The sequence below is a fragment of the Candidatus Baltobacteraceae bacterium genome (genome assembly GCA_036488875.1).
In the GTDB taxonomy this organism is placed as follows: domain Bacteria; phylum Vulcanimicrobiota; class Vulcanimicrobiia; order Vulcanimicrobiales; family Vulcanimicrobiaceae; genus JAFAHZ01.
Window position 1 is genome coordinate 480,302 of the sequence record DASXGW010000004.1, and the last position, 22,163, is coordinate 502,464.

Consider the following 22,163-nt stretch of genomic DNA (forward strand, 5'->3'; position numbering starts at 1 on the left):
GGATGACAAAAGCGTGCTGACGCTGTTGGCGGAGCCGTTTCATTATGCGTTTATGCAGCGGGCGTTTGTGGCGGCGCTGGCGGTGGGATTGCTCTGCTCGACGATGGGGACGTACGTCGTTTTGCGTAAGCTGTCGTTCATCGGCGACGGCATCGCGCACGCGTCGTTCGCGGGTATCGTCATCGCGTTCTTGCGCGGCACCAACTACTACATCGGCGCGGCGATCGTGGCGGTCGTGACGGCGCTGGGCATCGGCTACGTGCACCGGCGCGGGCGCATCTCGCTCGACACGACGATCGGCGTGCTCTTTACCGCCATGTTCGCGCTCGGCGTCTTCCTGATGAGCCAGCAGCGCAGCTACGCCGTCGACCTGCAGAGCTTTCTGTTCGGCGACATCCTCGGCGTCTCGTCGCAAGATCTGTGGCTGATCCTTGGCTTGAGCGTCCTCGTCGGCGCGACCGTGGCGATGCTGTACCGCGGACTGCTCTACACGTCGTTCGATCCGGTCGTCGCCGAAGCCAGCGGCATTAGGGCGCCGGCTTACGAGTACGCGCTGCTCGTGATGCTCGCACTGACCATCATCGTTGCGCTGCAGTCGGTCGGCATCATTCTCGTCGCCGCGCTGCTCGTCACGCCGGCCGCTGCAGCCTATCAGCTCACGGCGCGCTTCGCACCGATGATGTGGGTCTCGGCGATTTTCGGTGCGGTCAGCACCGTCGGCGGCCTCTACCTTTCCTACTACCTCCGCGGCTCGAGCGGCGCGACGATCGTGCTCCTCGCGACCGTGCTGTTCTTCCTCGCCCTTACCGTCAAGGAGATCGCGAAGAGGAGTCGCGCGCAGCAGTCCTAAGAAAGCCCTTGGTTGGAGGACTCATGCGCCGATTGTTATCGCTGGGCTTTGCATTTCTCGTTGCCTGCAGCGGCGGGCCGGGCGGCACCACGCTGACCCCGTCGGCCCTCGGCACGGCACCCGACGTGCTGAGCGGGCGCCATCGCGCCGCGCCGGTGTCGCTGTCGATGCGGCTCTCGATTCCGCACCATCGTCGGCGCGACGCCCATCAGCTGCATCGCAATACGATCTCCCCGCTGACGCTCTCCGTTTCGGTCGCCGACAACGGAAAGACGCCCAAGGTGTTCAACACGACGCCGAGTTCGAAAAACTGCGCGCTACGCAAGAGTGAGCTGATCTGCGCGTTCCAGATCTTCGTCAGCGGCGGCAAGAACACGCTCGTCGTGAAAACCTATAGCGCGACGAACGCCGGCGGCTTCGTGCTCGACCAAGCGACGGCGGTCTATCGCGTGACGTCGACAACGAAATCGGTCGGCATCATTCTCGGTCCGGTGATCAGCAATGCGAACGACAGCGGACCGGGATCGCTGCGTCAGGGACTCGCCGACGCCAATCCGGGTGACACGCTCCTGTACGTCGGAACGACGCCGGCGACGATTACACTGACCGGCGGCGCCGTCGCACTGCCCAAGAACGTCACGATCGCGGGTCCCGGCGCCGGCAAGCTCACGATCTCCGCCAACAATGCGGGGCAAGCGTTTACCATCGGCTCCAGCGTCACCGCGACGATCTCCGGCGTGACGATCACCAAAGGCACGTCGTCCACCAACGGCGGCGCGATCGACAACGCCGGAACGCTCACGCTGAGCGACGATACGTTTTCGAGCAGCACGGCGACCACCGCCGGCGGCGCGGTCGAAAACGCCGGCGTGATGACGTCGACGTCCAACACGTATTCCGGCAACACCGCGCTCCACGGTGGAGCGATCGATAACACGGGATCGTTGACGGCGACCTCCGACACGTTTAGCGGCAACAACGCCGTCGGCGCCGGCGTCGGACCGTCGATCGTCAACGCGATGCGGCCGGCGAAAATGCCGAAGCAGCGCCATCTCAAGCGATTGCATCCGCGCGGGCGCGCCCCGCGGCACGCACCCCAAGTGCCCAAACAAGTATTTCCGCCGGACCACATGCGTCCGCATCCCGCCGCAAGCACCGTGCCCAACGGTGGCGCGATCTATAACGGGGCCGCAGGCACGATCGACATCACCAATGCGGCCTTCACCGGCAACGGTGCACAGCAAGGCGACGGCGGTGCCGTCTCCAGCGCGAACTCAGCAGCCGGATGGACGATCGCCAACGACACCTTTACGAATAACTCCGCCGCCTACGGCGGCGCCGTCGGAGTAGATACGGCGGGAACGCTGACTAGCGACACGTTTACCACCAACGGCGGCTATCCGGGGGACGGCGCCACGATCCCGCCATACGGCTTCGGCGCAGGGGTGTACGCGCAGGGGGCACTCACGGTAACGAACTGCATCTTTAACGGAAACGTGGCCGGGGGCGGCACGCAGGCTTTCGCGTACGGGTTCGGCGGCGCGATCGAGGCCGATAATGCGGCGCTCACCGTGTCCGGCAGCACGTTTAAGAACAACGTCGCCGGCGGCGCGAGCTCGAGCGGTTCGACGGGAGAAGGCGGCGCGATCGACACGACGAGCTTATCCGCGCTCGCGGTGAGCATTACCAACTCGACGTTCACCGGCAATATTGCCGGCGGCGGCAGCGCGGGGACGTCGTATGGGTACGGCGGCGCGATCAACACCGAAGCGTACAACACGCTCGCCCTCAATGGCTCGACCTTTACGAGCAACACGGCCGGCGGCGACGGGTACGGCAACGGCGGCGCGATTTTTATCCAAGCCGACCTCAACGGCGGCAGCGACACGTTTTCGAAGAACGCGGCGACCGGTACGAGCGCGTCGCAAAACGTTTTCGGCGGCGCGATCGATACGAATTCGACCATCGAGCTCAACGGAAGTACCTTCTCGCAGAATACTGCTAGTGGCGGCAACGGTCCGATCACCGCCGGCGGCGCGATTTACACAAGCAACACGCTGACGCTGGACAGCGATACGTTTACGTCGAACGCTGCCAGTGGGCCGGGCGCGGCGAGCGTCGCGGGCGGCGCCATTCAAGGCACGTCGGGCATGACGATCACCAACAGCAAGTTTAATTCCAACAGCGCGACGGCCGGAGCCGGCGGTTTCGCCGACGGCGGCGGCGTTTTTGACCCGAGTAGTTCGGCGACGATTAGCGGCACGACGTTCACGTCCAATACGGTGACCGGCGGCGCCGGTGCGTACGTCTACGGCGGCGGGGCGGAAGTCGACGCTCCGGGAACCTCGCTGACGAACGTCACGTTTTCAAACAACGTCGCCACGGCATCCGGCGCGCTGTCGCTCGCGAACGGCGGGGCGCTGTACCTGATAGGCACTTCCACGATTTCAAACGGTACGTTCACGAACAACTCCGCGACGACGCCGGGCGACCACCAGGGGTGGGGCGGAGCGGTCAACGCAGGCACGCTCACGTTCAGTGGATCGGTTACCGGTAATAGCGCCACGAACCAAGGCGGCGGCATCTTCGTCGGCGGTCTCACGATGACCAACTCGACGGTGTCCGGCAACAACGTGACCGCCGCGCAGGCGGTCGGTCAACCGACCCCCGACGGCGGCGGCGGGCTCTATCTCGTCGGAAGCCACACGTTCACTATCAGCGGAAGCACGATCTCCGGTAACTCCGTCGCCGGCAGCGGTACCGGTGGCGGCATTCTCAATACCAGCAATGGCTCGCCGGGTACGCTGACGCTCACGAACGATACGATTGCCAACAACACGTCGCCCGTCGACGGCGGCGGTCTGGAAGACCTGGGATCGACGTCGTCACTGGTCAATACGACAATGTACGGAAATACGGCGCAGAGCGGCAACGGCGGTAATTGGAACAACTCGACGACCCCGACGTCGCCGGATTCGCTAACGAACTCGGTCGTCGGCGGGGGCACGGCCGGCGGCACGGGACCCGACATCTACAACAACGGCACGCTCAACTCGGGCGACTACAACATCATGCAGACGACCCCCACACCCATCGGAATTTTTAGCCCGCCGCCGCACGACCAAACCGCAAATCCGGGGTTGTCGGCGCTGGCAAGTAACGGCGGTCCGACGAAAACCATGGCGGATTCGAATACGAGTCCTGGCTACAACACGATTCCGATCGTCACCGGCAGCTGCAACAACAGCGGCGTTACGACCGATCAGCGCGGGAACGCGCGACCGGGAACCGGACACGCCAACTGCGACGCGGGCGCGTACGAGTATCCGTAAAGCGCTTTACTTCGCGACGATCGTAAACGGGGCGGTATAGACTTTTAAGTCTTTGCCGCCCGAAATCTGCACCCACGTTTTATACGAGCCGGCCGGCAACGGCGGCAACTCCATCTTCATGAACGGGCCGGCTTTACCCGAACCGGTCATGGCTTTCATCGCACGCGGGGAGTTCATCGACGCGTTTTGCGGCGTCGCTTGACCGCGCAAGGTCGGATGCACGTGGATGTATTCGAGCGTGGACATGTCGATCATCACCACGTGCCCGGCCGCGCCGAGGTACGGTACGAGATCCTCGGCGGGATCGTCGCCCTTCTCGACGGTGAGATCGACGACGTGCGGCGCGTTGGCGGCCACGGTCGTCGTCGCGAGCGTCACGGTATACGGTCCGGCCGGCGCGCTATTTGCCGATGCGTCGGCCGAGAGCTTGTACATCGCGTACGGTCCGTCGCTCTCCAAGAGGAAGCGGAAGACTTGCTGGCCGACGCCTTTTGGCACGGTGTCGGCGAAGACGTAGTAGCGGTGGTTGCGCTCTTTGGTGAAGTTTTCTTCAAACGCGCCGGTGGTGGTGTTGTACGCGGGGTGCTTGTGCGCGAACGTCGCGAAGTCGTCGCGGACGACGACGAGGTGCATGAAGTGCTGCATGTCGACGTCGTACGCTTTGATCGGTGCGCCGGCTTTGGTAAACTGCTGCACGTTGAGCCGGTAGGTCAAACCCGTGCCGTGCGTCGCCCAGAACTCCGAGACGATCTGCGGCGTGCCGCCGAGCAGCGCGAACGTTCCATTTTGCTCCGCCGGTCCGGCCGAGGCCAAGGTTGCCAGTGCGACAACCGCAAGCGTCAATCCGCGGCGCGTACGACTTTCCACGTTTCATCTCCCATCGGTTCGAGGTAACCACCTGCGGTCAACGCATCGAGCACTTCGCGCATCGCCGCGCGTTCGTTCTTGTTCGGCATTCCCGCCCAGCGCATCGCCAGCTCGTTGAGCTCGAGCGTCGTCCCCGGCACCAACGCGTCGCGCACGAACGTTGGTTGCAGCTTCACCCGCTCCATGCGCCGCGCCACCGGCTCGAGAGCCTTTTCGAAGCCGGTGTTTTGAGGCGCCTGCCCTTCGACTTCGCGCCCTTCGGGCGCTACGCTCAGGATGACAGAGGCGTTCTCGCCCACTTGCTGTGTGGGTTTTGGCGTGAAGGTCGAGACGGTGCTGTCGGCGAGGGTGCCGGCGAACTCGCCGAGCGCGGTGCCGGCGGATTGCCACCACTGCGCGTTGATCGTCGGACGGCGCCGTTTGATGCCGCGCAAAATCGTGCGCGCGACGCTTTCGGGTGTCGCCGCCCTCACGCGCGGATCGCGCTCGACGCCGGCGGCGTCGTGAAACTCGCTGGCCACCAATCCTGGATCGACGTACGCCACCGATATGCCGCGATCGCGCAACTCGCGGCGTAGCTGAATCGATGCGGTGCGGATCGCGGCTTTGGCCAGCGCGTAGCCGCCGTACTGCGGAACGGGAACGCGCGCGATGCCCGAGCCGACGAAAATCAGTTGTCCGCGTGCCTTCTCCAAATGCGGCAGCGCGGCGCGGGCGATGCGCAGCGGCGCGGCGACGTGCAGTTGCCACTGCGCTTCGAGTGCGGCGTCGCTCTGTTCGAGCAGCGCGCCGTAGGCGCCGCCGCCCGCGTTATTGACGACGACGTCGATGCCGCCGAACGCGTGCAGCGCGGTGTCGACGATGCGTCCGGGAGCGTCGCTCGCGCGCACGTCGGTCGGCACGACCGCGCACGCGCCGCCGTTGGCGCGAATGTGCAGCGCCATCTCGGCGAGCAGCTCGGTGCGGCGCGCCACCGCCACGACGGCAAAACCGTCGCGCGCGGCTTCGAACGCGAGCGCTCGGCCGATTCCCGAGCTTGCGCCCGTCACGACCATCGTTCGCGCTCTAGGCATGCCGCTAGTATGCGATGATTACGACTCCGTCACCGCTTTGCGTGGCGGTTGTATACGTAACGTTCAAAATGCTGCCGGCCGCAAACGAGGAACCGCCGCCTCCCGAGCCGCCGGTGTTATCGCTGCTAGCTGCGCCGGTGCCGCCGCCGCCACCCCCGAAGTGGCCAGCGCCACCACCGCCCGGTGCGTATGCGCCAGGAGAGTTTGGACCGGTCCCGGACCCCAAGCCGGCGGCCCCGCCGGTGTTTGCCGTCCCAGTTCCGCCGGTGCCGCCCGGAGCCAGTCCGGTACCGCCCGTTCCCCCGAGCGATTGCGTTGCGCCGCCGCCGCCGCCTCCGCCGCCGCCGCCATCCCCGGCGCCGCCGACTTGGCCCGATGTTCCGCCGCCGCCACCGGGCGTGCCCCCGAAGTCGGAACTGGCGCCGGCCGAGCCGCCACCGCCGCCGGCGACGAAGAGCCGCGTGCCGCTCAGCGCGAAGGTCGACTCGCCTCCGCCGCCTCCGCCGCCCCATTCTCCCGAGCCCGAGCCGGCGCCGCCGCCGTTGGTACCGGCGGATCCCCCCGCGGGAGTCCCGCCGTTACCGCCTTTACCGCCGACAACGACGTCAAAGGTCTGGCCCGGCGTCACGGCGATGGTTCCCGTGACCGAGCCGCCTTCGCCGCCGCTGAGCCCGTTGTAGCCGGTACCCCCCTGCGCGCCGCCGGCCGTAACCGTAATGCGCGTAACGCCGTCGGGAACGGTAAATTGCGTCGACCCAGCGGTGTTAATCGTCGTTGACGATACGGCGTACGACAACGAAATGTGGAGCGTTTGTCCGTTTCCGTCAGATAGCGTAAGCGTGCACAAACCGGTGGTTGGAATCAAACTGGCCGTGGTGGTAAACGACGTCCCGCTGGCCGGCGACGTGTTCGAGAAGGCGTTGCACGCATCTGCTGGTGTCGCCGTGATGTTGCGATTGTACGGCGCGTTCGTCCAGCCGGCTTCGGTTGCCGTGAACGAAGCGGAAAGTCCGGCCGAGTCGGGGTCGTTCGCGTCGGCATACAAATTAATGGTTTGGGTCGTACTGCCTCCCTGCGCTGTGAACACAATGGGCTGCAGCGTCGGTGCGAACTGCGCGCTTGCGTTCGTCGCGCCGGTTACCGAAGCGCCGATCGTTACGGGCGCAAGCGCAAGACCCGAGTACGATAACGTCGCGTTGTCGTTGGAGCTCAGGAGCTTTCCGGCCGCCGGTTTGTCAGAACCCGACGTAGCGATCGACGTTGCGCCGCTCTTGTCGCTATCTGACAGCGTTACCGGCGAATCGTAGGTGCCGACGATCGTGTAGCCGCCGGCGTCGTTCACCGCAACCGTGAAGCCGAGCGCCGAGAATGCCATGCCCGCGGACCCCGACGGAATCCCGCTCACCGCGAGCGCCGCGGGAACGCCGTCGAGCGTCACCTTGAGCGTGTTGGGCTTCCCGAGCTTTACCGTAAGCGGCAGATTCGAAGCGGTTGACAGCAGTTTCGCGCCGCTGGAAAACGTGCCGCCGCTGGGCGCTTGATCGTACGTGGCAACCGACACCGCATAGGTGCCGGTCGGAAGCGCAACGGTAACCGTGCACTCCACCGCACCCGTCGAGTTGCTGCAGCCTTGGCTGACTTGCGTCAGTGCGATCGCCTCGGTAAACGACTTCGTTCCGGTAAACGACAGCTTCATGCCGCGGGTCGCGGGTGAAATATAGCGCCCGCGTTTATGATGACGCGCTTTCGGAATGCGCACGCGAATGGTGAGGTTTTCTTTACGTCGCTTGTGCCGCCCGATCGGCTCCGCGGCGCCGGAAGGGGCGGCGTGCGAGAATGCGGCGCTATCGGGAGGAAGCGGCGCGGCATCGCGTACCGCGTTGGAACAACTGGCTAAGAGTGCGGCGCATGCAGCGGCGCCGAGCCGCATATAAACGTTCGAGCGCATGCTCGATATATTTGGGCCGTCCGCCCGCTCGCCCTTTGTTGATTTATGTCAAGAATGCGTTTCGCAATACTCGCGGTACAGGTCGAAAATGCCCTCCGGCAGCGCCGCGTAATACGCGCTTTCTTCAGCGATCGGCGGCGGGGGCGCGACGACCGTGCGCCCCTCGCGCGCAAAAGCCGCCAAGACGTGCGCGATCGGCTTCTCGCTGCCGTCGTCGCGCACAATTCCAAAGGTAAGCTCGTGCGGTGCGACGTCGAACGGGGGCAAGGTCGCAAGCGCCGCGTCGTAATCGGCCCAGCACCACCAGAATGCACCGAGCGCGCCGCGCGCGTGCAGCCGATCGAGCACGCCTCGCCCGTAATGGCACATCTGCTCCTCGGTGAGGCACGCCATTTCGCCGATGCTCGATCGATCGCGCGGACACGTCGGATTCCCGAACTCGGTAAAGAGCACCGGCTTTACGCTCAGCGACTGCTGCACTTGGCAGAGAAACGGCACGACGTTGGTGTCGAGCTTGCCGCGCGACCATGCGCTGTACACCGAGTAGCCGTGCATCGTCGCGATGGTCCACGGCGTCGCCATGCTCGCGGGACGCAAATGACGGTCGCGCTCGAGGTCTTCACCGTGCATGCCGGCCGTCGTCCCGAAGCCGGACGTTTCGAGCAGATGCTCGGTGAGCAGCGCGCTCCATTTCGCGCCGTCGTTGGGTGTAGCGGGTTCGCGCATGTTCGAAAACTCGTTACCGAGATCCCACAGGTACATCGCCGGATGTTCGCGCACGCGTTCGCCGACCTTGCGCGCGAACAGCGTTTGTGCGCGCAGCAGTTTTTGTCCCGCGTAGAAGTCGCCGATGCCGAACGGCGCCTTGCGATCGTTGGCGATGGTGCGGAAACGTCCGTGCGGCGTCCCTGCGTCGAGCGACCAAGCCGGCAACCAGTTCACGCCGCTCATGTGTCCGCAATAGAGCGTCGGCATCGCGAGCAACCCATCGTCGGCGATGGCGTCCATCACCGCGTCGAACTTGCGCAGCGTTTGGGCATCCATCGCGTCGGCTTCGGGCTGAAAATCTTCCCACAGCAAGAAGAAGCGCACCACGTCCAAACCAAGCGCTTTGATGCGCGCGAAATCTTCGCGCATTTCGCCGATATCGAAACGCTTCCACGCGTACATCGCGCTCCGCCTCGGCCAGTAATTGATGCCCAGAAGAAAGCGGTTGTCCATATGCGCCTGCCCTTCGACTTCGCTTCGAGCTTCGCTCTTCGCTACGCTCAGGATGACATAATAGGGCGTTGGCGAAGCGCCTGGGCATGGCGCAAGCAGGCAAGGCGGTGACGGTCGGAATCATCATGGGCAGCCGTTCCGATTGGGAAACCATGGAACCGGCGCGCGACCTGCTGCGCGAATTTGGAATCGCTTGCGAGGTGCGCGTCGTATCGGCGCATCGCATGCCCGACGAGATGTTTAAGTACGCCGAAAAGGCCGCCAAACGCGGCCTACAGGCGATCATCGCAGCGGCGGGCGGGGCGGCGCATCTGCCGGGAATGACGGCCGCGAAAACGCTCGTGCCGGTTATCGGCGTTCCCGTACGAAGCAAAGCGCTCGACGGCGTCGACTCGTTCTTATCGATCGCGCAGATGCCGCCGGGCGTTCCGGTTGCGACCATGGCGATCGGCGGAGCGATCAACGCGGCGCTCTTTGCCGCGCGGATCGTCGCGTTGCGCAAAACCGGCGTGCGCCGGCGGTTAGAAGCGTACGTGAAGAAAATGCACGACGCGGCCGCGTCGAGCTCGCCGGAGTGAAGACGCCCGCGATCCATACGATCGGCGTGATCGGGGGAGGCCAGCTCGGCCGGATGCTCGCCCTCGACGCCAAACGCATGGGTTACCACGTCATCACGCTCGACCCGCAAGAGCATTCGCCGTGCGGGCAGGTTGCCGACGAGCAAATCGTCGCGCAATACGACGATCTCGAGGCGATCGAAGACCTCGGCAAGCGCAGCGACCTCGTTACCTACGAGTTCGAGAACATCTCGATCGCGTCGGTCGAGCATCTGGAAAAGCTCGAATATCGCGTGACGCCGGGCAGCAACGTGCTGCGCGTCACGCAGGATCGGATTTTAGAGAAGAAGTTCGTGCGCGAGTGCGGCCTGCCGACCGCCGATTTCGCGATGGTCGATCGCATAGACGACATCTCCGAAGCGGCGATGACCGTCGGATTTCCGGCGATTCTCAAAACCGTGCGCGGCGGGTACGACGGCAAAGGCCAGTGGCGCGCGACCAATCTCGAAGAAGCCAAGGCGGCGTTCGCGGCGGCACGCGGAGCGAAGCTCATCTTCGAGAAGATGATTTACTTCACGCGCGAGTTGAGCGTGATCGCCACGCGCGATGCCAAGGACAACGTGGTAACGTATCCGGTGTGCGAGAACACGCACGACCAGGGGATCCTCGCGATGACGATCGCGCCGGCGCGCGTCGACAAGAAGATCGCGGCGCGCGCGCAGAGCATGGCGGCCACGATCGGCCGCAAGCTCGGCATCGTCGGCACGTACTGCGTCGAGTTCTTCCTTTCGATGGAAGAGGAGTTGCTCGTCAACGAGATCGCGCCGCGCCCGCACAACAGCGGACATTACACCATCGACGTCACGCCGTGCTCGCAGTACGAACAGCACGTGCGCGCGATCTGCGACTTACCGCTCTCGCAGCCGCGCCTGTTCTGCAACGCGATCATGATGAACATCCTCGGGCAAGGCAAGGGTGACTTTCTCGGCGGCGTCCCCGCCCTACTGAGCGATCCGGCGATCGTGCTGCACGTCTACGGAAAGAAGCACGCCGTCGCGCGCCGCAAGATGGGGCACTTCACGATGCTAGTCGACGGACCGGTGAGCGAGTTCGCGATCGCCGAAGCGAAGGCCGCGCTCAAGAAGCTCGGCTGGACTCCGGTAGGCTAGCGCTTCACCAGCGGAATCACGAACTTGGTAGCCGTGTGCGTGTCGTTGAGCGCGCAAATTTTCGTGTCGACGAGTCCGGCAGCGATGCCCGACGCCCGCACTTGATCGTCGGTGGGCGACGCGCCGCGGCCTTTAGGATGAAACACCCAGACGGCGCCGTTCGGGCGCAGGTGCGCGCTCGCGCGGGCGATGCGCTCGAGGTCGGCTGGACCGTCGATCTGCACGAAGATCATGTCGTACTTCGTGCGCATGGTCGTCGACGCGCCCATGGCCAAACGTGCGTTGAGCTCGAGCAGGAACGATTCGTCGCGCACGCCGCAGACGGCAACGTGCATATCGGAGCGAACCCCGAGTTTTTCAAATAGCGATCGATGCGAGTAGTCGCGCTCGGTTTTCATCACTCAAACGTCAACGTCTTGGGCTTGGGCGGAATCTCGGTGTAGGCCATCGGCCGGTCCCACCAGTCGTGCTTTCGCATTCGTAAGGTATCTTCCGCCGGAGGCGGGGGCAGTTTCAAAGCGAGCGCGCGTTCGTACGCATCGACGTAGCGGTCGATCATCCGCTCGACCGAAAAGTTCTGCGCGACGTGCTCCCGGCAGGCGGCCCGATCGATCGACGCGAGCCGCGGCACCTTGCTCGCGGCCTCTTCGACCGTATCGCAGACGAAGCCGGTGACGCCGTCGACGACGATCTCGGGAACCGAGCCCATGTTCGCGCCGAGCACCGGCGTGCCGCACGCCATCGCTTCGATCATGGTTAAACCAAAGCGCTCCGGCCGCGTGGTCATATGGATCAGTCCCAGCGCGTTCGAGAGCAGCTCGCTGCGCGCGTCGCGTTCGACCGCGCCCAGAAACTGCACGCGATCGCCGTCGATGTGCGGCTCGACGTACTCGTGAAAGTACGCATCGTCTTGCGGAATCGCCGCCATCTTCAATCGCACGCCGGCGCGCTTGGCGATGTCGATCGCCAGGTGCGTGCCTTTTTCGGGATGGAAGCGGCCCAAGAAGACGAGATAGTCGCCGGGCTTCGAGCCGAAGGTAAACTCTTCGACGTCGATGCCGTTGTAGGTTGTCGACAGATACTCCAAGCCCGGATCGCGATCGGCGTCGGAAATCGAGCAGAAGAAGCTGCGCCACGCGCACGCGTAGTACGCGGCGAGAATCTGCGGCGACGAAAAGCCGTGCACGGTCGTGAGCAGCGGTGGTGCGGTCGACCCGAGCGCGTAGGTCATCGGCTTCCAATCGAAGTTGTTATGGATGAGATCGAACTCACCGAATCGCCGCACGAGCTCGCCGATGTGCAGCGCGACGAAGACGTCGCCGTTGAGCGCCGGGTCTTCGTTCAATCCCACCGGCACGACCGAGGCGACCTTGCCGTCGAACTGCGAGTTACCGGGGGCAAAGAGCGTCACGTCGAGACCGCGCCGGCGCATGCCGTCGGCGATGTTGAACGCAATCTGTTCCCACGGTCCGTATCCCGGCGGCGGCGTCGGCCATGCGATCGGCGCGAGCACCGCCAGACGCAGTCCGGCGAGACTCACGTTACTGATTGTCGACCACGTGCGTGTCGCGCAGGCTCGCGGCGAGATTCCAGCCCGGCGAGGTGTGCCGAATCAGCCGCGCGAGCCAATACGATTGCAGCGGCGGTATCGGCTGCGGACGAGCGTAGTCGAACAGGTCGCTCAAGTCGTCGCCGCTCGCGTCGCGCTGACCGAGATCGCCCAGCGACCAGTTCTTCTCGATGTAGCGAACGATCGAGGTGGTTTCGCGCTGCGTGTGCGAGACGAACCCGGACTTCGACCACGCCGAAACGACGAGGATCGGCACGCGAAACCCCCAGTGCGTGCCGTTGGGCCCGGCGGGCGGGGCGACGTGATCGTACCACCCGCCGCTGTCGTCCCACGTGACGATCATGGCGGTATTGCCGTAATAACGGCAGGCGGGATCGGCGCTCTTCTGACTCTGGAGCATCGCCATATAGATCGATCCTACCCACGCTGGGCCGCCGTTGGTCAGTTCGCCCGCGTGATCGGAGTTGGTCCACGTCGGCGTGACGTAAGCAACCTGCGGCAGTCTGCACGACGCCACGTCGGAGAGCACGTTCGACATCGGCATCGATACGTTCGCCCAATCCGGACCAAAGCGAATGTGGTTGATGGCGTCGTACACGTTCTCCCAGGCGTCGAACATCGTGCCGGGCGCGGCGGCGTAATACTTCCAGCTCACGTGCGCGCCGTCGAGCAGATCGCCGATCGTCTGATAGTCGAAGCACGGAAACTTCCCGGGCGTGATCTCGGTTTCGCCTTGGCCGAAGACCGGCACGGTCGTGCCCGGCGCGGAATCGCAGCCCCAGCGAAACAGATCGGTCGGATCGTCCGCGGCGTCGCTTTGCGCGGCGACCAAGAACAGATGACCCGGGAACGTTGGAATCAAGCGCGGCGCGAAGTTTTCGTCGGCGAGTGCGTACGCGTGCGCGAGCATGTGATACACGGTCGTCTCGGCCGCGGGCACGTACGCCAGGGTCTGCGCGGGCCAGCCGTCGAGTTTGCCGCCGTTCCACTCTTTGAGCAGCGCCGGATGCGAGTGATCCGGATCGTACGGATCCTCGAACGGCGTCGCCTTGAGCGCGACGGATTTTCCGTCGATCCTGGCGGTCTGCGTGACGTCGGCGCCGGGAAACGGACCGCCGTTGGACAGCGTCGACGACGCGAAGAGATTATCGGTCGTGCGATTCTCTTGAATGACGACGATGACGTGCGCGATCGGACTGCCCATCACCGGCTGGCCGAGCGCTGCGGCGGCGAGCAGCGCGGCAATCACGCGACGACGGAGCCGTCTTTGATGACGTGCTTGGGATGGGCAAGCGCGCGAACGTCTTGACCGGCGTCGCGATCGAACAAGATGAGATCGGCAGGTTCGCCTTGCGCGAGAATGCCTTTGTGCAGACCGATCAGTTCGGCGGAGACGGCGGTCGCGGCGTGCAGCGCCTGCTGGGGCGTCATGCCGAGCATCGCGTGCATGAGCTCGACTTCGTGGGCGTAGTCCTCGTGAAAGTTATACGGCGTGCCGGCGTCGGAGCCGCCGGCGATGCGCACGCCGGCTTCGTAGGCGCGGCGCACGTTGCTCTGCATCACGCTTCCGATCGCGCGCGTCTTGTCGATCACGTACTGCGGCTGCGTTCCGTCCTCGAGATGGGCCAAGATGCAAACCGGTGCCGCCAGGGTCGGTACGAGGAACGCCCGCCGCTCTTTGAGCAGCGCGATCGACTCGTCGTCGAGCATCATTCCGTGCTCGATCGAATCGATACCCGCCCGCAGCGCGTTGTTGATTCCTTCGGTGCCGATAGCGTGCGCCGCCGCGCGCAGTCCGTGCCGGTGCGCTTCGTCGACGGCAAACGAGAGTTCCTCGGGACAGAGTTGTGCGTTGCCGGGCACGGCGCCCTTGGTGAGCACGCCGCCGGTCGCGATCACCTTGATGCAATCGGCGCCCGCGAGCATTTGTTCGCGAACGGCGTTGCGGGCGTCCCAGGGCGAGACGATCGCGCGGCCGATCGGCCAGCCGTGTCCGCCCGTCATACACAGCACGTTGCCGGCGGCGCGAATGCGCGGACCTGGAATCAGTCCGGCGGCGATCGCGTCGCGTACCGATTGCGCGATGGTGTTGGAACAGCCGAGATCGCGCACCGTCGTGACGCCGGCTTGGAGCGACTTGCGCGCGTTGGCGACCGCACACAGCAGCCGCTGGTTGGGCGTCGTCGACTGGACCATCGCGAAAAGGTCGGGCTCGCCGCTGGCTTCGAGGTGCACGTGCGCGTTGACCAGCCCCGGCGTAACGCAGGCGGCGGCGAGATCGTGCTCGCCGTCGCCCGCGCGGATGTCTTGGATGCGCCCGTCGTCGATGACGACGTCGACGTTGTGTTTTGGGGGTTCGAGGGTTCCGTCGTAAAGAACGCCGGCACGAACGATCATGCCGGGCCTATTGGCGCCTATGGGGTCGTGATCATCCAATCGTTGCCGAAGCGATCGACCACGTTGGCGAAACGTCCGCCCCAGAACGCGTCTGCCAGCGGCATTTTCACCGTGCCGCCCTCGGACAGCCGCTCGACGATGCGTTCGCCCGTGGCTTTATCGGTCGTCGAAAACGCGACGGAAATGTTGCCTTCTTCGGGGTCGATCGTCTTGTCGTTTTGACCGTCGGAACACAAGAAGTTGACGGTCGGCGACGTAAACGATGCGTGCATGATGCGGTTGTTGTCGCCGCCCATTTGCGGATCGTCTTTAAACGGCGATTCGCCGGCCGTCATCGCTTCGTACGTGCCGCCGAAAACGTCTTTGTAAAAATCGAGTGCTTCTTTGCAGCGTCCGTAGAAGAAGATGTACGGCTGAAACGTGATTCCCGTACCCGTCGTGCCGGTCGTTGCAGTACCGGTGGTGCTCATGCGTATCTCCTTCGTGTGTGTTTGTGGGAGGCGTGACGGGTTCGCGGCGCGCGACGCGTCACCTCGCGGAAGTGGGCTCGCTTGCCGCACGAAGAAAACGCACGCACAATGGATAGCGATACGTCTTGCCGCCCTGCACTGCGAGCGCCGCTACGATCGATAAGACAACGTTAGCAGTCATAATGACGGCCAAAGAAACGGCACCCAGCGCGATCGCCGCCAAAGCCGGCTCGGTCGCGCCGTGAACGGCCAGCCGTTCGACGATTAGCGCGACAACGACGAACACGGCGATCACCGCGAGCGAAACGGTATTTTGAAAGTTTTGAGATTCGCGCGCCTGATCGGCGACGAACGGCGAATCGTGCCGCCGCGTGAGGTAAATGACGGCCGTTGCGATGCTGCCGCCGAAGGGTATCCCCAGAATCCACAGGCAGCCGCACAGGTGCGCCACGACGGCCCAGGTGCGTTCGCCCTTGGAGCCGTCCATCTTATAAATTGGTCACGTGCATGAGGAAGCCGGCGACTGCGGCTTGCGACTGCGGATTCTCCAGCAGCCCATTGTGCTTCGCGCCCACGATAGCAACGAAGCGCTTGTCCGGCGAGGCAGCGTAGCGTTCGAGCCGCGGCCCTTGCGTCGGGGGGATAGCGTCGTCGCGGGTTCCTTGGAAGATCAACAGCGGTGCGCGGATGCGGCGCACCATCGCGACCTCGTCGGTTTCGCTCGCGGCTTGGGGCGTCAGGCGGTACGTGTGTTTGGGATCTTGATAACGCAGTACCGCGTTGAAATCGCTCCACGGTGCGGCGAGAACGTATCCCGCGACCTGACGGTTGAGCGCGACGTACTCGGCGATGGCGGTGCCCATCGAGTAGCCGAACGGCACGATGCGCTTGACTTCGCTTCCGGCAAGGACCGAATCGTAGACGCGCAACGCGTCGGCGAGCAGATCGTCGTAGTGTGCCGTGCCGCCGCTGAATCCATATCCGCGGTAGTCGTACCACACCACCCGCGACGCGTGCCGCGCGAATCCGCGCGCCGCCCCATCGTGAGCCTTCACCATATTGCCGCTGCCGCCGAACAGCACCACCACGGGACCGCGCTCGACTTTGCCGGTGTAACTGTACCCGCGCAAGATCGCGCCCTTGACGAACAACTCGACGCGCTTGCGTCCCGGCGCGTCTTGCCACTGCGCGAGCGGAGCTTTCGGCTGCGGCGAATCCATGTTGTTGTCGGCGTTGAACGTGATCGCGTGCGGCGCAGAAGCCGCGATCAAAAGGACGGCGAGCAGCGCGCTAGCGGCGCGCATCGGCCGCTTCCATCGCTTGATACGCCTTGCTGGTCAGATTATGTCCGACGACGTTGGCGATGTACCGCGAGGCGGCGCGGATCTTCGCGAGATCGATGCCGGTTTCGATGCCCATTTGATGCAGCAAGTAGAGCACGTCTTCGGTGCCGACGTTGCCGGTCGCGCCCGGCGCGTAGGGACAGCCGCCCAGGCCGCCCGACGAAGAGTCGAACTTGGCGATACCGTGCTGGAGCGCTGCGTAGACGTTGGCAAGCGCGGTGCCGCGCGTGTCGTGGAAGTGAAACGCGATCAGCTCGAGGGGCACGTCGTGCAGCAGAAGCGGCATCAACTCGTCGATTTGGCTGGGCACGCCGACGCCGATCGTGTCGCCGATCGACAACTCGCTGCAGCCCATCTCCATGAGTTTCACGCAGACGTCGACGACCATCTGGGGTGTGACCGTGTCGCCGAACGGCGAGCCGAACGCGGTCGATACATAACCGCGCACCCACATGCCGTCATGCCGGCCGGCGCGCACGACGTCGCGAAACGTTTCGAGCGATTCGTCGATCGTCATATTGATGTTGCGTTTGGTAAAGTGTTCCGACGCCGCGGTGAATACCGCGATTGCATCGGCGCCGGCCGCTTTTGCGCGCTCGTAGCCTTTGAGATTCGGCACGAGCACGGGATAACGCACGCCGGGCGCCTTTTCGATGCGTGCGAAAACGTCGGCGGCGTCGGCGAGCTGCGGAATCGCCTTGGGACTGACGAACGACGTCGCCTCGATCCAGCGCAGACCCGTCTGCGACAGCAGGTCGATGAACTCGACCTTCGCGTCGGCGGGGACGATCTCGCCTTCGTTCTGGAGCCCGTCGCGGGCGCCCATTTCGAAGAGCGTCACGGATTTGGGAAGAGCCATTGCTGCTCTCATTAGACCGCTGGGCGGTATTGCCTGGATTCGGTCCGAAGGCCCGGAGCATGATGAAGCGATGGCTGGCCCTGCTCCTCGGTGCCGCGTTGCTGGCAGCCGCTCCCGCGCCTGCCCAAGGTAGCGGCGCCAACGCGCTCGACGCGCTGGCCGCGCAATACTGGCAGCGCGAGCTGCAGAACAATTACTACCTGCGTACCGAGATCGGCAAGCCGATCGAAACGATCCGTGCCGTCACGTACGCGAATGCGTCCGACGACGCCGCGTTTGCGCAACAGATGCTCAACGGTCTCGCCGCAATCGATGCCGCGAAGCTCGATCACGATCGCTGGCTGACCTACCGGACGCTGCAGTATCTCGCCGGTAACGACGTTGCGGGCAAACAGTATTACTGGCTCGCGCAGCAGGCAACGCCCTACGCCGGCGGCAGCCAGATCGAGCAGATCGCCAACATCTTTACGTCGTTTACGTTCTCGAACGCGGGCGATGCCGCGCGCTACGAGTCGCTGCTGCATCAGTACGCGGCGTTCGTGACGTCGATCGGCGACCTGCTCGAGGGCCAGCACGAGCGCGGTATCGTTCTGCCCAACGTCGAGAGCGAAGCGTCGGCGGCCGTTTTCGACGGCTACGCCAAACTGACGCGCGCCGGTACGCTCGCTCCGGCGCAAAGCCGTTTGACCGCCCTCTCCCCAAGCGACGCGAGGGCGTTACGCGCATCGGCGACGAGCATCGCCGGCACCGAGATCGCGCCCGCGTTCGACGCCGTGGGCGCCTACCTGAAGGGCCCGTATCGCGTGGGTGCGCCGGCCGGCGTCGGTCTGCGGCAGTATCCCGGCGGCCTCGACTACTATCGCTATCTCATCTTCGCGAGTACGACGATTCACGTCGAACCTGAAACGCTGCACCAAACCGGAATGGAGCAGGTCGCGGCGATCAACGCGAAGCTCGACGGCATTCGCCGGCAGCTCGGATTTCACGGCGACCTGGCGGCGTTCAAACACTTCCTCGCGACCGATCCGCGTTTCTTCGTCAAGACGACCAGTGAGTTCGGCGATCGACTCGAAGTCTACGTGCGCCGCGCCGCCGCAGCGGTCCCGAAATACTTCTTGCATACGCCCACCGCGCCGTACGGCGTCGAGCCGCTGCCCAAAGAGCTGGCCGGTTCGCAGACGTTCGGTTATTACGATCCGCCGACGGCCTCGAAACCGTACGGCCATTACCTTTACAACGCGTGGCACCCGGAACGCACCTCGGATCTGGGCGCCGGCGCACTGATCTGTCACGAGCTGATTCCCGGGCATCATTTCCAAATCGCGGCGCAGCAAGAGAATACGGCGCTGCCCGACGTGCGGCACTACGATTTCTCGGAGACGGGATTCGTCGAAGGCTGGGGTGAGTACGCGTCGCAGCTCTGCTGGGATATGGGCGTCTACACGACGCCTTATGACAAAGCGGGCCGCTTGATGCAAGATCTGATGGTCTCGACGCGGTTGGTCGTCGACACCGGAATGAACGCGATGGGTTGGAGCCGCGAGCGCGCCATCGCGTTCATGCGAGCGAACCTGACGATCAGCCAGGCGCAGATCGAGAGCGAAACGTTGCGGTATTCGACCGACATTCCGGGCCAAGCGCTTGCGTATAAAACCGGCGAGATGACGATGCTGCAGCTGCGCGACCACGCGCGCAAGGAGCTAGGCTCGAAGTTCGATATCCGGCAGTTCCACGCGTGGATTCTCGACAGCGGCGCAATGACGCTCGACACTTTGCGCGAGCACGTCGACTACGAAATAGCCAAAGCAAAGGGGACTTAGGCGAGTTCGAGCAGGGGCGCGCCGCCGGCGACGATCGCGCCTTCTTTCACGAGAATCGCTTTGACGCTGCCGGCGATCGACGCTTCGAGGCGATGTTCCATCTTCATGGCCTCGAGCACGACGAGCAGCGCGTGCTCCTCGACGGCGTCGCCTTCGCGCACCGCGATCTTCACGATCTTGCCGGGCATCGGCGCGACGACGCGGCCGTCTCCGCCGCCGTGCGAACCGTGCGCGCCCTCCGCTGAGGGCGGCGAGGTCAGCTCGAAACGATAGCGGTGCGCGCTCGCGGCGATCGGCCGGCCGTTGAGCGACGGCTGCCGGTGTGCGACCGTCAGTTCGCCGTTGACGTCGCCGGATAGCTGCCAAACGGTTGAATCGCCGGTGGCGTCGGCAATGATGACGACGTTACGTCCCTCGATCGTAAAGCGCAACGGTATGCCGACCCCGCCGACGCGAAACGGCGCATCCGCGAGCAAGCTCGCGGCCGCGCTCACGATCGCGTCTTCGGGTACGACCGGGTTTTTGAAGATCGACTCGTCGAGGCGCTGCGCTAAAAAGCTCGTCGTCGTATCGCCGGCCCCAAACGCGTCGTCTCGGGCGATCCACAGCAGCAGCGGAACGTTCGTGCGCACGCCGCCGATGGCGAAGTCTTCGAGCGCGAGCTGGAGACGCGCGATCGCTTGTGCGCGATCGCTGCCGTAGACGATCAGCTTGGCGAGCATCGGGTCGTAGTAAACGCTCACTTCACTGCCGGTAGTGACGCCTGCGTCGAGGCGAATGCCCGGGCCTTCCGGCGGCGTCCACTGCGCGATCGTGCCCGTCGAGGGCAGCATGTTGTTGGCGGGATCCTCGGCGTAAATGCGCGTCTCGATCGCCCACCCGCGCGGGCGCACGTCGTCTTGAACGATCGTGAGTTTCTCCCCCGACGCAATGCGCAGCTGCCACTGCACGAGATCGACGCCGTAGACGAGTTCGGTCACCGGATGCTCGACCTGCAGCCGCGTGTTCATCTCGAGAAAGTAGTACGATCCGTCGCCGTCGAGCATGAACTCGCACGTGCCCGCGTTACGGTACTGCACCGATTGCGCCGCGCGCACCGCGGCCGCGCCCATCGCGGCGCGCAGCTCGGGCGAGAGCGCGACCGACGGCGCCTCCTCGACGATCTTCTGATGCCGCCGCTGAATCGAGCACTCGCGCTCGCCAAGGTGGATCGTGTGTCCGTGCGCGTCGGCGAGCACCTGAAACTCGATGTGACGCGGATCGCGCAGGTAGCGTTCGAGCAGCACCGCGTCGTCGCCGAATGCGGCCAGCGCTTCGCGTTTTGCCGCCGCGAGCGCTTCGTCGAACTGGGCGATGGCGTCGACGACCCGCATGCCGCGGCCGCCGCCGCCGGCACTGGCTTTGATGAGCAGCGGAAAGCCGGCTTCTTTGGCTTTCGCGCGCAGCGTCTCGAGCGTTTGGTCGTCGCCGAGGTAGCCCGGAACGGTCGGCACGTCGAACTCACTGACCCGCCGCTTGGCCTCGATCTTGCTGCCCATCGCCGCCATCGCTTGGGGCGTTGGTCCGACGAAGATCATGCCCGCGTCGAGAACCGCTTGCGCGAACGCGGCGCGTTCGGAGAGAAAGCCGTAACCCGGATGCACCGCGTCGGCCTTCATCGCGACACCCGCCGCGATGACCGCATCGATGTTGAGATACGATTGCGTTGCCGGCGCCGGACCGACGCAGCGCGCGTCGTCCATCTCGCTCAAATGATAGGCGCGGTCGTCGGCTTGCGAATAGATGCCCAGCGGAGCGATGCTCATCTCGCGCGCGGCGCGGGCGACGCGCACCGCGATTTCGCCCCTATTAGCGATCAGCAGGCGGCGGATCATTCGGCAAACCCCGGTGTGCGGCGTTCGAGAAACGCGCGTAACCCTTCTTGGCCTTCGGGCGAGACGCGTTGATTGGCGATCGCTTTGGACGTGATCTCGCGCGACTCTTCATACGTCGCGTCGAGCACGCGCCGTACCAATAGCTTCGCCGCGCTCACGGCGCGCGGGCCGGCGGTGCGCAGTTCGGCGATGATGCCGTCGATCGCCGCGTCGAGATCGTCGACCTTGACGACCTGGTGTACCAGCCCAATCTGCAGCGCGCGATCCGCGTCGAAGCGTTCGCCGGTTAAGAATAGCGCGCGGGCGTGCGACGCGCCGATCTTTCCCAGCACGAACGGCGAGATCACCGCGGGAATGATGCCGAGCTTCACCTCGGTGAAGCCGAAGACCGTCTCGTCGCTGGCGATCGCGATGTCGCAGACGGCGGTGAGACCCGCCCCTCCGCCGATCGCCGCGCCGTGGATGCGTCCGATTACCGGATGCGAGCAGTTGTCGATCGCGCGAAACATGTCGCTCATGCGTTCCGCGTCGATTTGATTCGCTTCGATGCTCAAGTCGAGCGATTCGCGCATCCAGTTGATATCCGCGCCGCCGCAGAAAACGCGCCCGTCGCCGGCCAGCACGACGGCGCGGACGTCGTCGGCCGCCGAGATGCGCGTGAACGCCGCGTGCAGCTCGCCGATGACGTTGGCGTTGAACGCGTTGCGCACGTCGGGGCGGGCGAGCGTGACGCGCGCGATCCCGTCGGTGACCTCGAGTGTGATCGTTTCAGGCATGCGGGGGGCTGATTCGCCCTGCGGGTTCCCCGACCAT

At 64.7% G+C, this 22,163-nt stretch carries 19 protein-coding genes; 5 read left to right on the top strand and 14 right to left on the bottom strand.

Annotated elements, in window-relative coordinates:
• The first annotated feature begins 13 nt into the window (after positions 1 to 13).
• Both VGG89_07730 and VGG89_07735 read left to right on the top strand, forming a co-directional pair.
• Positions 14 to 850, top strand: a complete 837-nt coding sequence (locus VGG89_07730) for a metal ABC transporter permease (protein HEY1976416.1) — start codon at positions 14 to 16, stop codon at positions 848 to 850.
• Between the two features lie 23 nt (positions 851 to 873).
• Positions 874 to 4,182, top strand: coding sequence for a choice-of-anchor Q domain-containing protein (locus VGG89_07735; GenBank protein ID HEY1976417.1), 3,309 nt, complete (start codon positions 874 to 876; stop codon positions 4,180 to 4,182).
• Positions 4,183 to 4,188: 6 nt separating this feature from the next.
• Here VGG89_07735 and VGG89_07740 read toward each other — a convergent pair whose 3' ends face one another.
• Genes VGG89_07740 through VGG89_07755 form a run of 4 tightly spaced genes read right to left on the bottom strand, consistent with a single transcriptional unit; the run spans position 4,189 to position 9,291 of the window.
• A complete protein-coding gene (locus VGG89_07740) occupies positions 4,189 to 5,049 on the bottom strand; it encodes a hypothetical protein (protein ID HEY1976418.1) in 861 nt (286 codons plus the stop codon).
• Positions 5,022 to 6,122, bottom strand: a complete 1,101-nt coding sequence (locus VGG89_07745; GenBank protein ID HEY1976419.1) for an SDR family NAD(P)-dependent oxidoreductase — start codon at positions 6,120 to 6,122, stop codon at positions 5,022 to 5,024. Before VGG89_07745 ends, VGG89_07740 begins: the two co-directional genes overlap by 28 nt.
• A gap of 4 nt (positions 6,123 to 6,126) precedes the next feature.
• Positions 6,127 to 8,070, bottom strand: a complete 1,944-nt coding sequence (locus VGG89_07750; GenBank protein HEY1976420.1) for a hypothetical protein — start codon at positions 8,068 to 8,070, stop codon at positions 6,127 to 6,129.
• Between the two features lie 48 nt (positions 8,071 to 8,118).
• The gene (locus VGG89_07755) at positions 8,119 to 9,291 is read right to left on the bottom strand and encodes a hypothetical protein (GenBank protein HEY1976421.1); all 1,173 of its coding nucleotides are present in this window, start codon (positions 9,289 to 9,291) and stop codon (positions 8,119 to 8,121) included.
• Positions 9,292 to 9,377: 86 nt separating this feature from the next.
• On the opposite strand from VGG89_07755, the gene purE reads away from it, so the two are divergent.
• On the top strand, positions 9,378 to 9,869 hold the full coding sequence (gene purE / locus VGG89_07760) for a 5-(carboxyamino)imidazole ribonucleotide mutase (protein ID HEY1976422.1): 492 nt from the start codon (positions 9,378 to 9,380) through the stop codon (positions 9,867 to 9,869).
• Positions 9,866 to 11,017, top strand: a complete 1,152-nt coding sequence (gene purK, locus VGG89_07765; GenBank protein HEY1976423.1) for a 5-(carboxyamino)imidazole ribonucleotide synthase — start codon at positions 9,866 to 9,868, stop codon at positions 11,015 to 11,017. Before purE ends, purK begins: the two co-directional genes overlap by 4 nt.
• On the opposite strand, the gene VGG89_07770 is transcribed toward purK, so the two are convergent.
• The 8 genes from VGG89_07770 to VGG89_07805 are packed head-to-tail and all read right to left on the bottom strand — an operon-like array spanning position 11,014 to position 17,656.
• Positions 11,014 to 11,415 (bottom strand): hypothetical protein, encoded by a 402-nt coding sequence (locus VGG89_07770; protein HEY1976424.1) that lies wholly within the window; start codon positions 11,413 to 11,415, stop codon positions 11,014 to 11,016. The two genes, purK and VGG89_07770, sit on opposite strands and share 4 nt — an antisense overlap.
• Complete coding sequence (locus VGG89_07775) at positions 11,415 to 12,557, bottom strand: glycosyltransferase family 4 protein (protein HEY1976425.1); 1,143 nt, start codon at positions 12,555 to 12,557, stop codon at positions 11,415 to 11,417. The genes VGG89_07770 and VGG89_07775 overlap by 1 nt, the downstream gene beginning before the upstream one ends.
• A gap of 1 nt (position 12,558) precedes the next feature.
• Positions 12,559 to 13,836, bottom strand: a complete 1,278-nt coding sequence (locus tag VGG89_07780; protein HEY1976426.1) for an alkaline phosphatase family protein — start codon at positions 13,834 to 13,836, stop codon at positions 12,559 to 12,561.
• Positions 13,833 to 14,984 (bottom strand): amidohydrolase family protein, encoded by a 1,152-nt coding sequence (locus VGG89_07785; GenBank protein ID HEY1976427.1) that lies wholly within the window; start codon positions 14,982 to 14,984, stop codon positions 13,833 to 13,835. Before VGG89_07785 ends, VGG89_07780 begins: the two co-directional genes overlap by 4 nt.
• Before the next feature lie 17 nt (positions 14,985 to 15,001).
• Positions 15,002 to 15,454, bottom strand: coding sequence for a VOC family protein (locus tag VGG89_07790; protein ID HEY1976428.1), 453 nt, complete (start codon positions 15,452 to 15,454; stop codon positions 15,002 to 15,004).
• Positions 15,455 to 15,512: 58 nt separating this feature from the next.
• Positions 15,513 to 15,941 carry a DUF4870 domain-containing protein gene (locus VGG89_07795; GenBank protein ID HEY1976429.1) on the bottom strand — a complete coding sequence of 143 codons (429 nt, stop codon included), beginning with the start codon at positions 15,939 to 15,941 and terminating at the stop codon, positions 15,513 to 15,515.
• A gap of 1 nt (position 15,942) precedes the next feature.
• Positions 15,943 to 16,758, bottom strand: coding sequence for an alpha/beta fold hydrolase (locus tag VGG89_07800; protein ID HEY1976430.1), 816 nt, complete (start codon positions 16,756 to 16,758; stop codon positions 15,943 to 15,945).
• Entirely contained in the window at positions 16,745 to 17,656 is a 912-nt protein-coding gene (locus tag VGG89_07805) for a hydroxymethylglutaryl-CoA lyase (protein HEY1976431.1), read from the bottom strand. The genes VGG89_07800 and VGG89_07805 overlap by 14 nt, the downstream gene beginning before the upstream one ends.
• A 59-nt stretch (positions 17,657 to 17,715) precedes the next feature.
• On the opposite strand from VGG89_07805, the gene VGG89_07810 reads away from it, so the two are divergent.
• Entirely contained in the window at positions 17,716 to 19,476 is a 1,761-nt protein-coding gene (locus VGG89_07810) for a DUF885 domain-containing protein (GenBank protein ID HEY1976432.1), read from the top strand.
• Here VGG89_07810 and VGG89_07815 read toward each other — a convergent pair.
• Both VGG89_07815 and VGG89_07820 read right to left on the bottom strand, forming a co-directional pair.
• Complete coding sequence (locus tag VGG89_07815) at positions 19,473 to 21,350, bottom strand: acetyl-CoA carboxylase biotin carboxylase subunit (GenBank protein HEY1976433.1); 1,878 nt, start codon at positions 21,348 to 21,350, stop codon at positions 19,473 to 19,475. The genes VGG89_07810 and VGG89_07815 overlap by 4 nt on opposite strands.
• Positions 21,347 to 22,126 carry an enoyl-CoA hydratase-related protein gene (locus VGG89_07820; GenBank protein ID HEY1976434.1) on the bottom strand — a complete coding sequence of 260 codons (780 nt, stop codon included), beginning with the start codon at positions 22,124 to 22,126 and terminating at the stop codon, positions 21,347 to 21,349. The genes VGG89_07815 and VGG89_07820 overlap by 4 nt, the downstream gene beginning before the upstream one ends.
• Between the last annotated feature and the right edge of the window lie 37 nt (positions 22,127 to 22,163).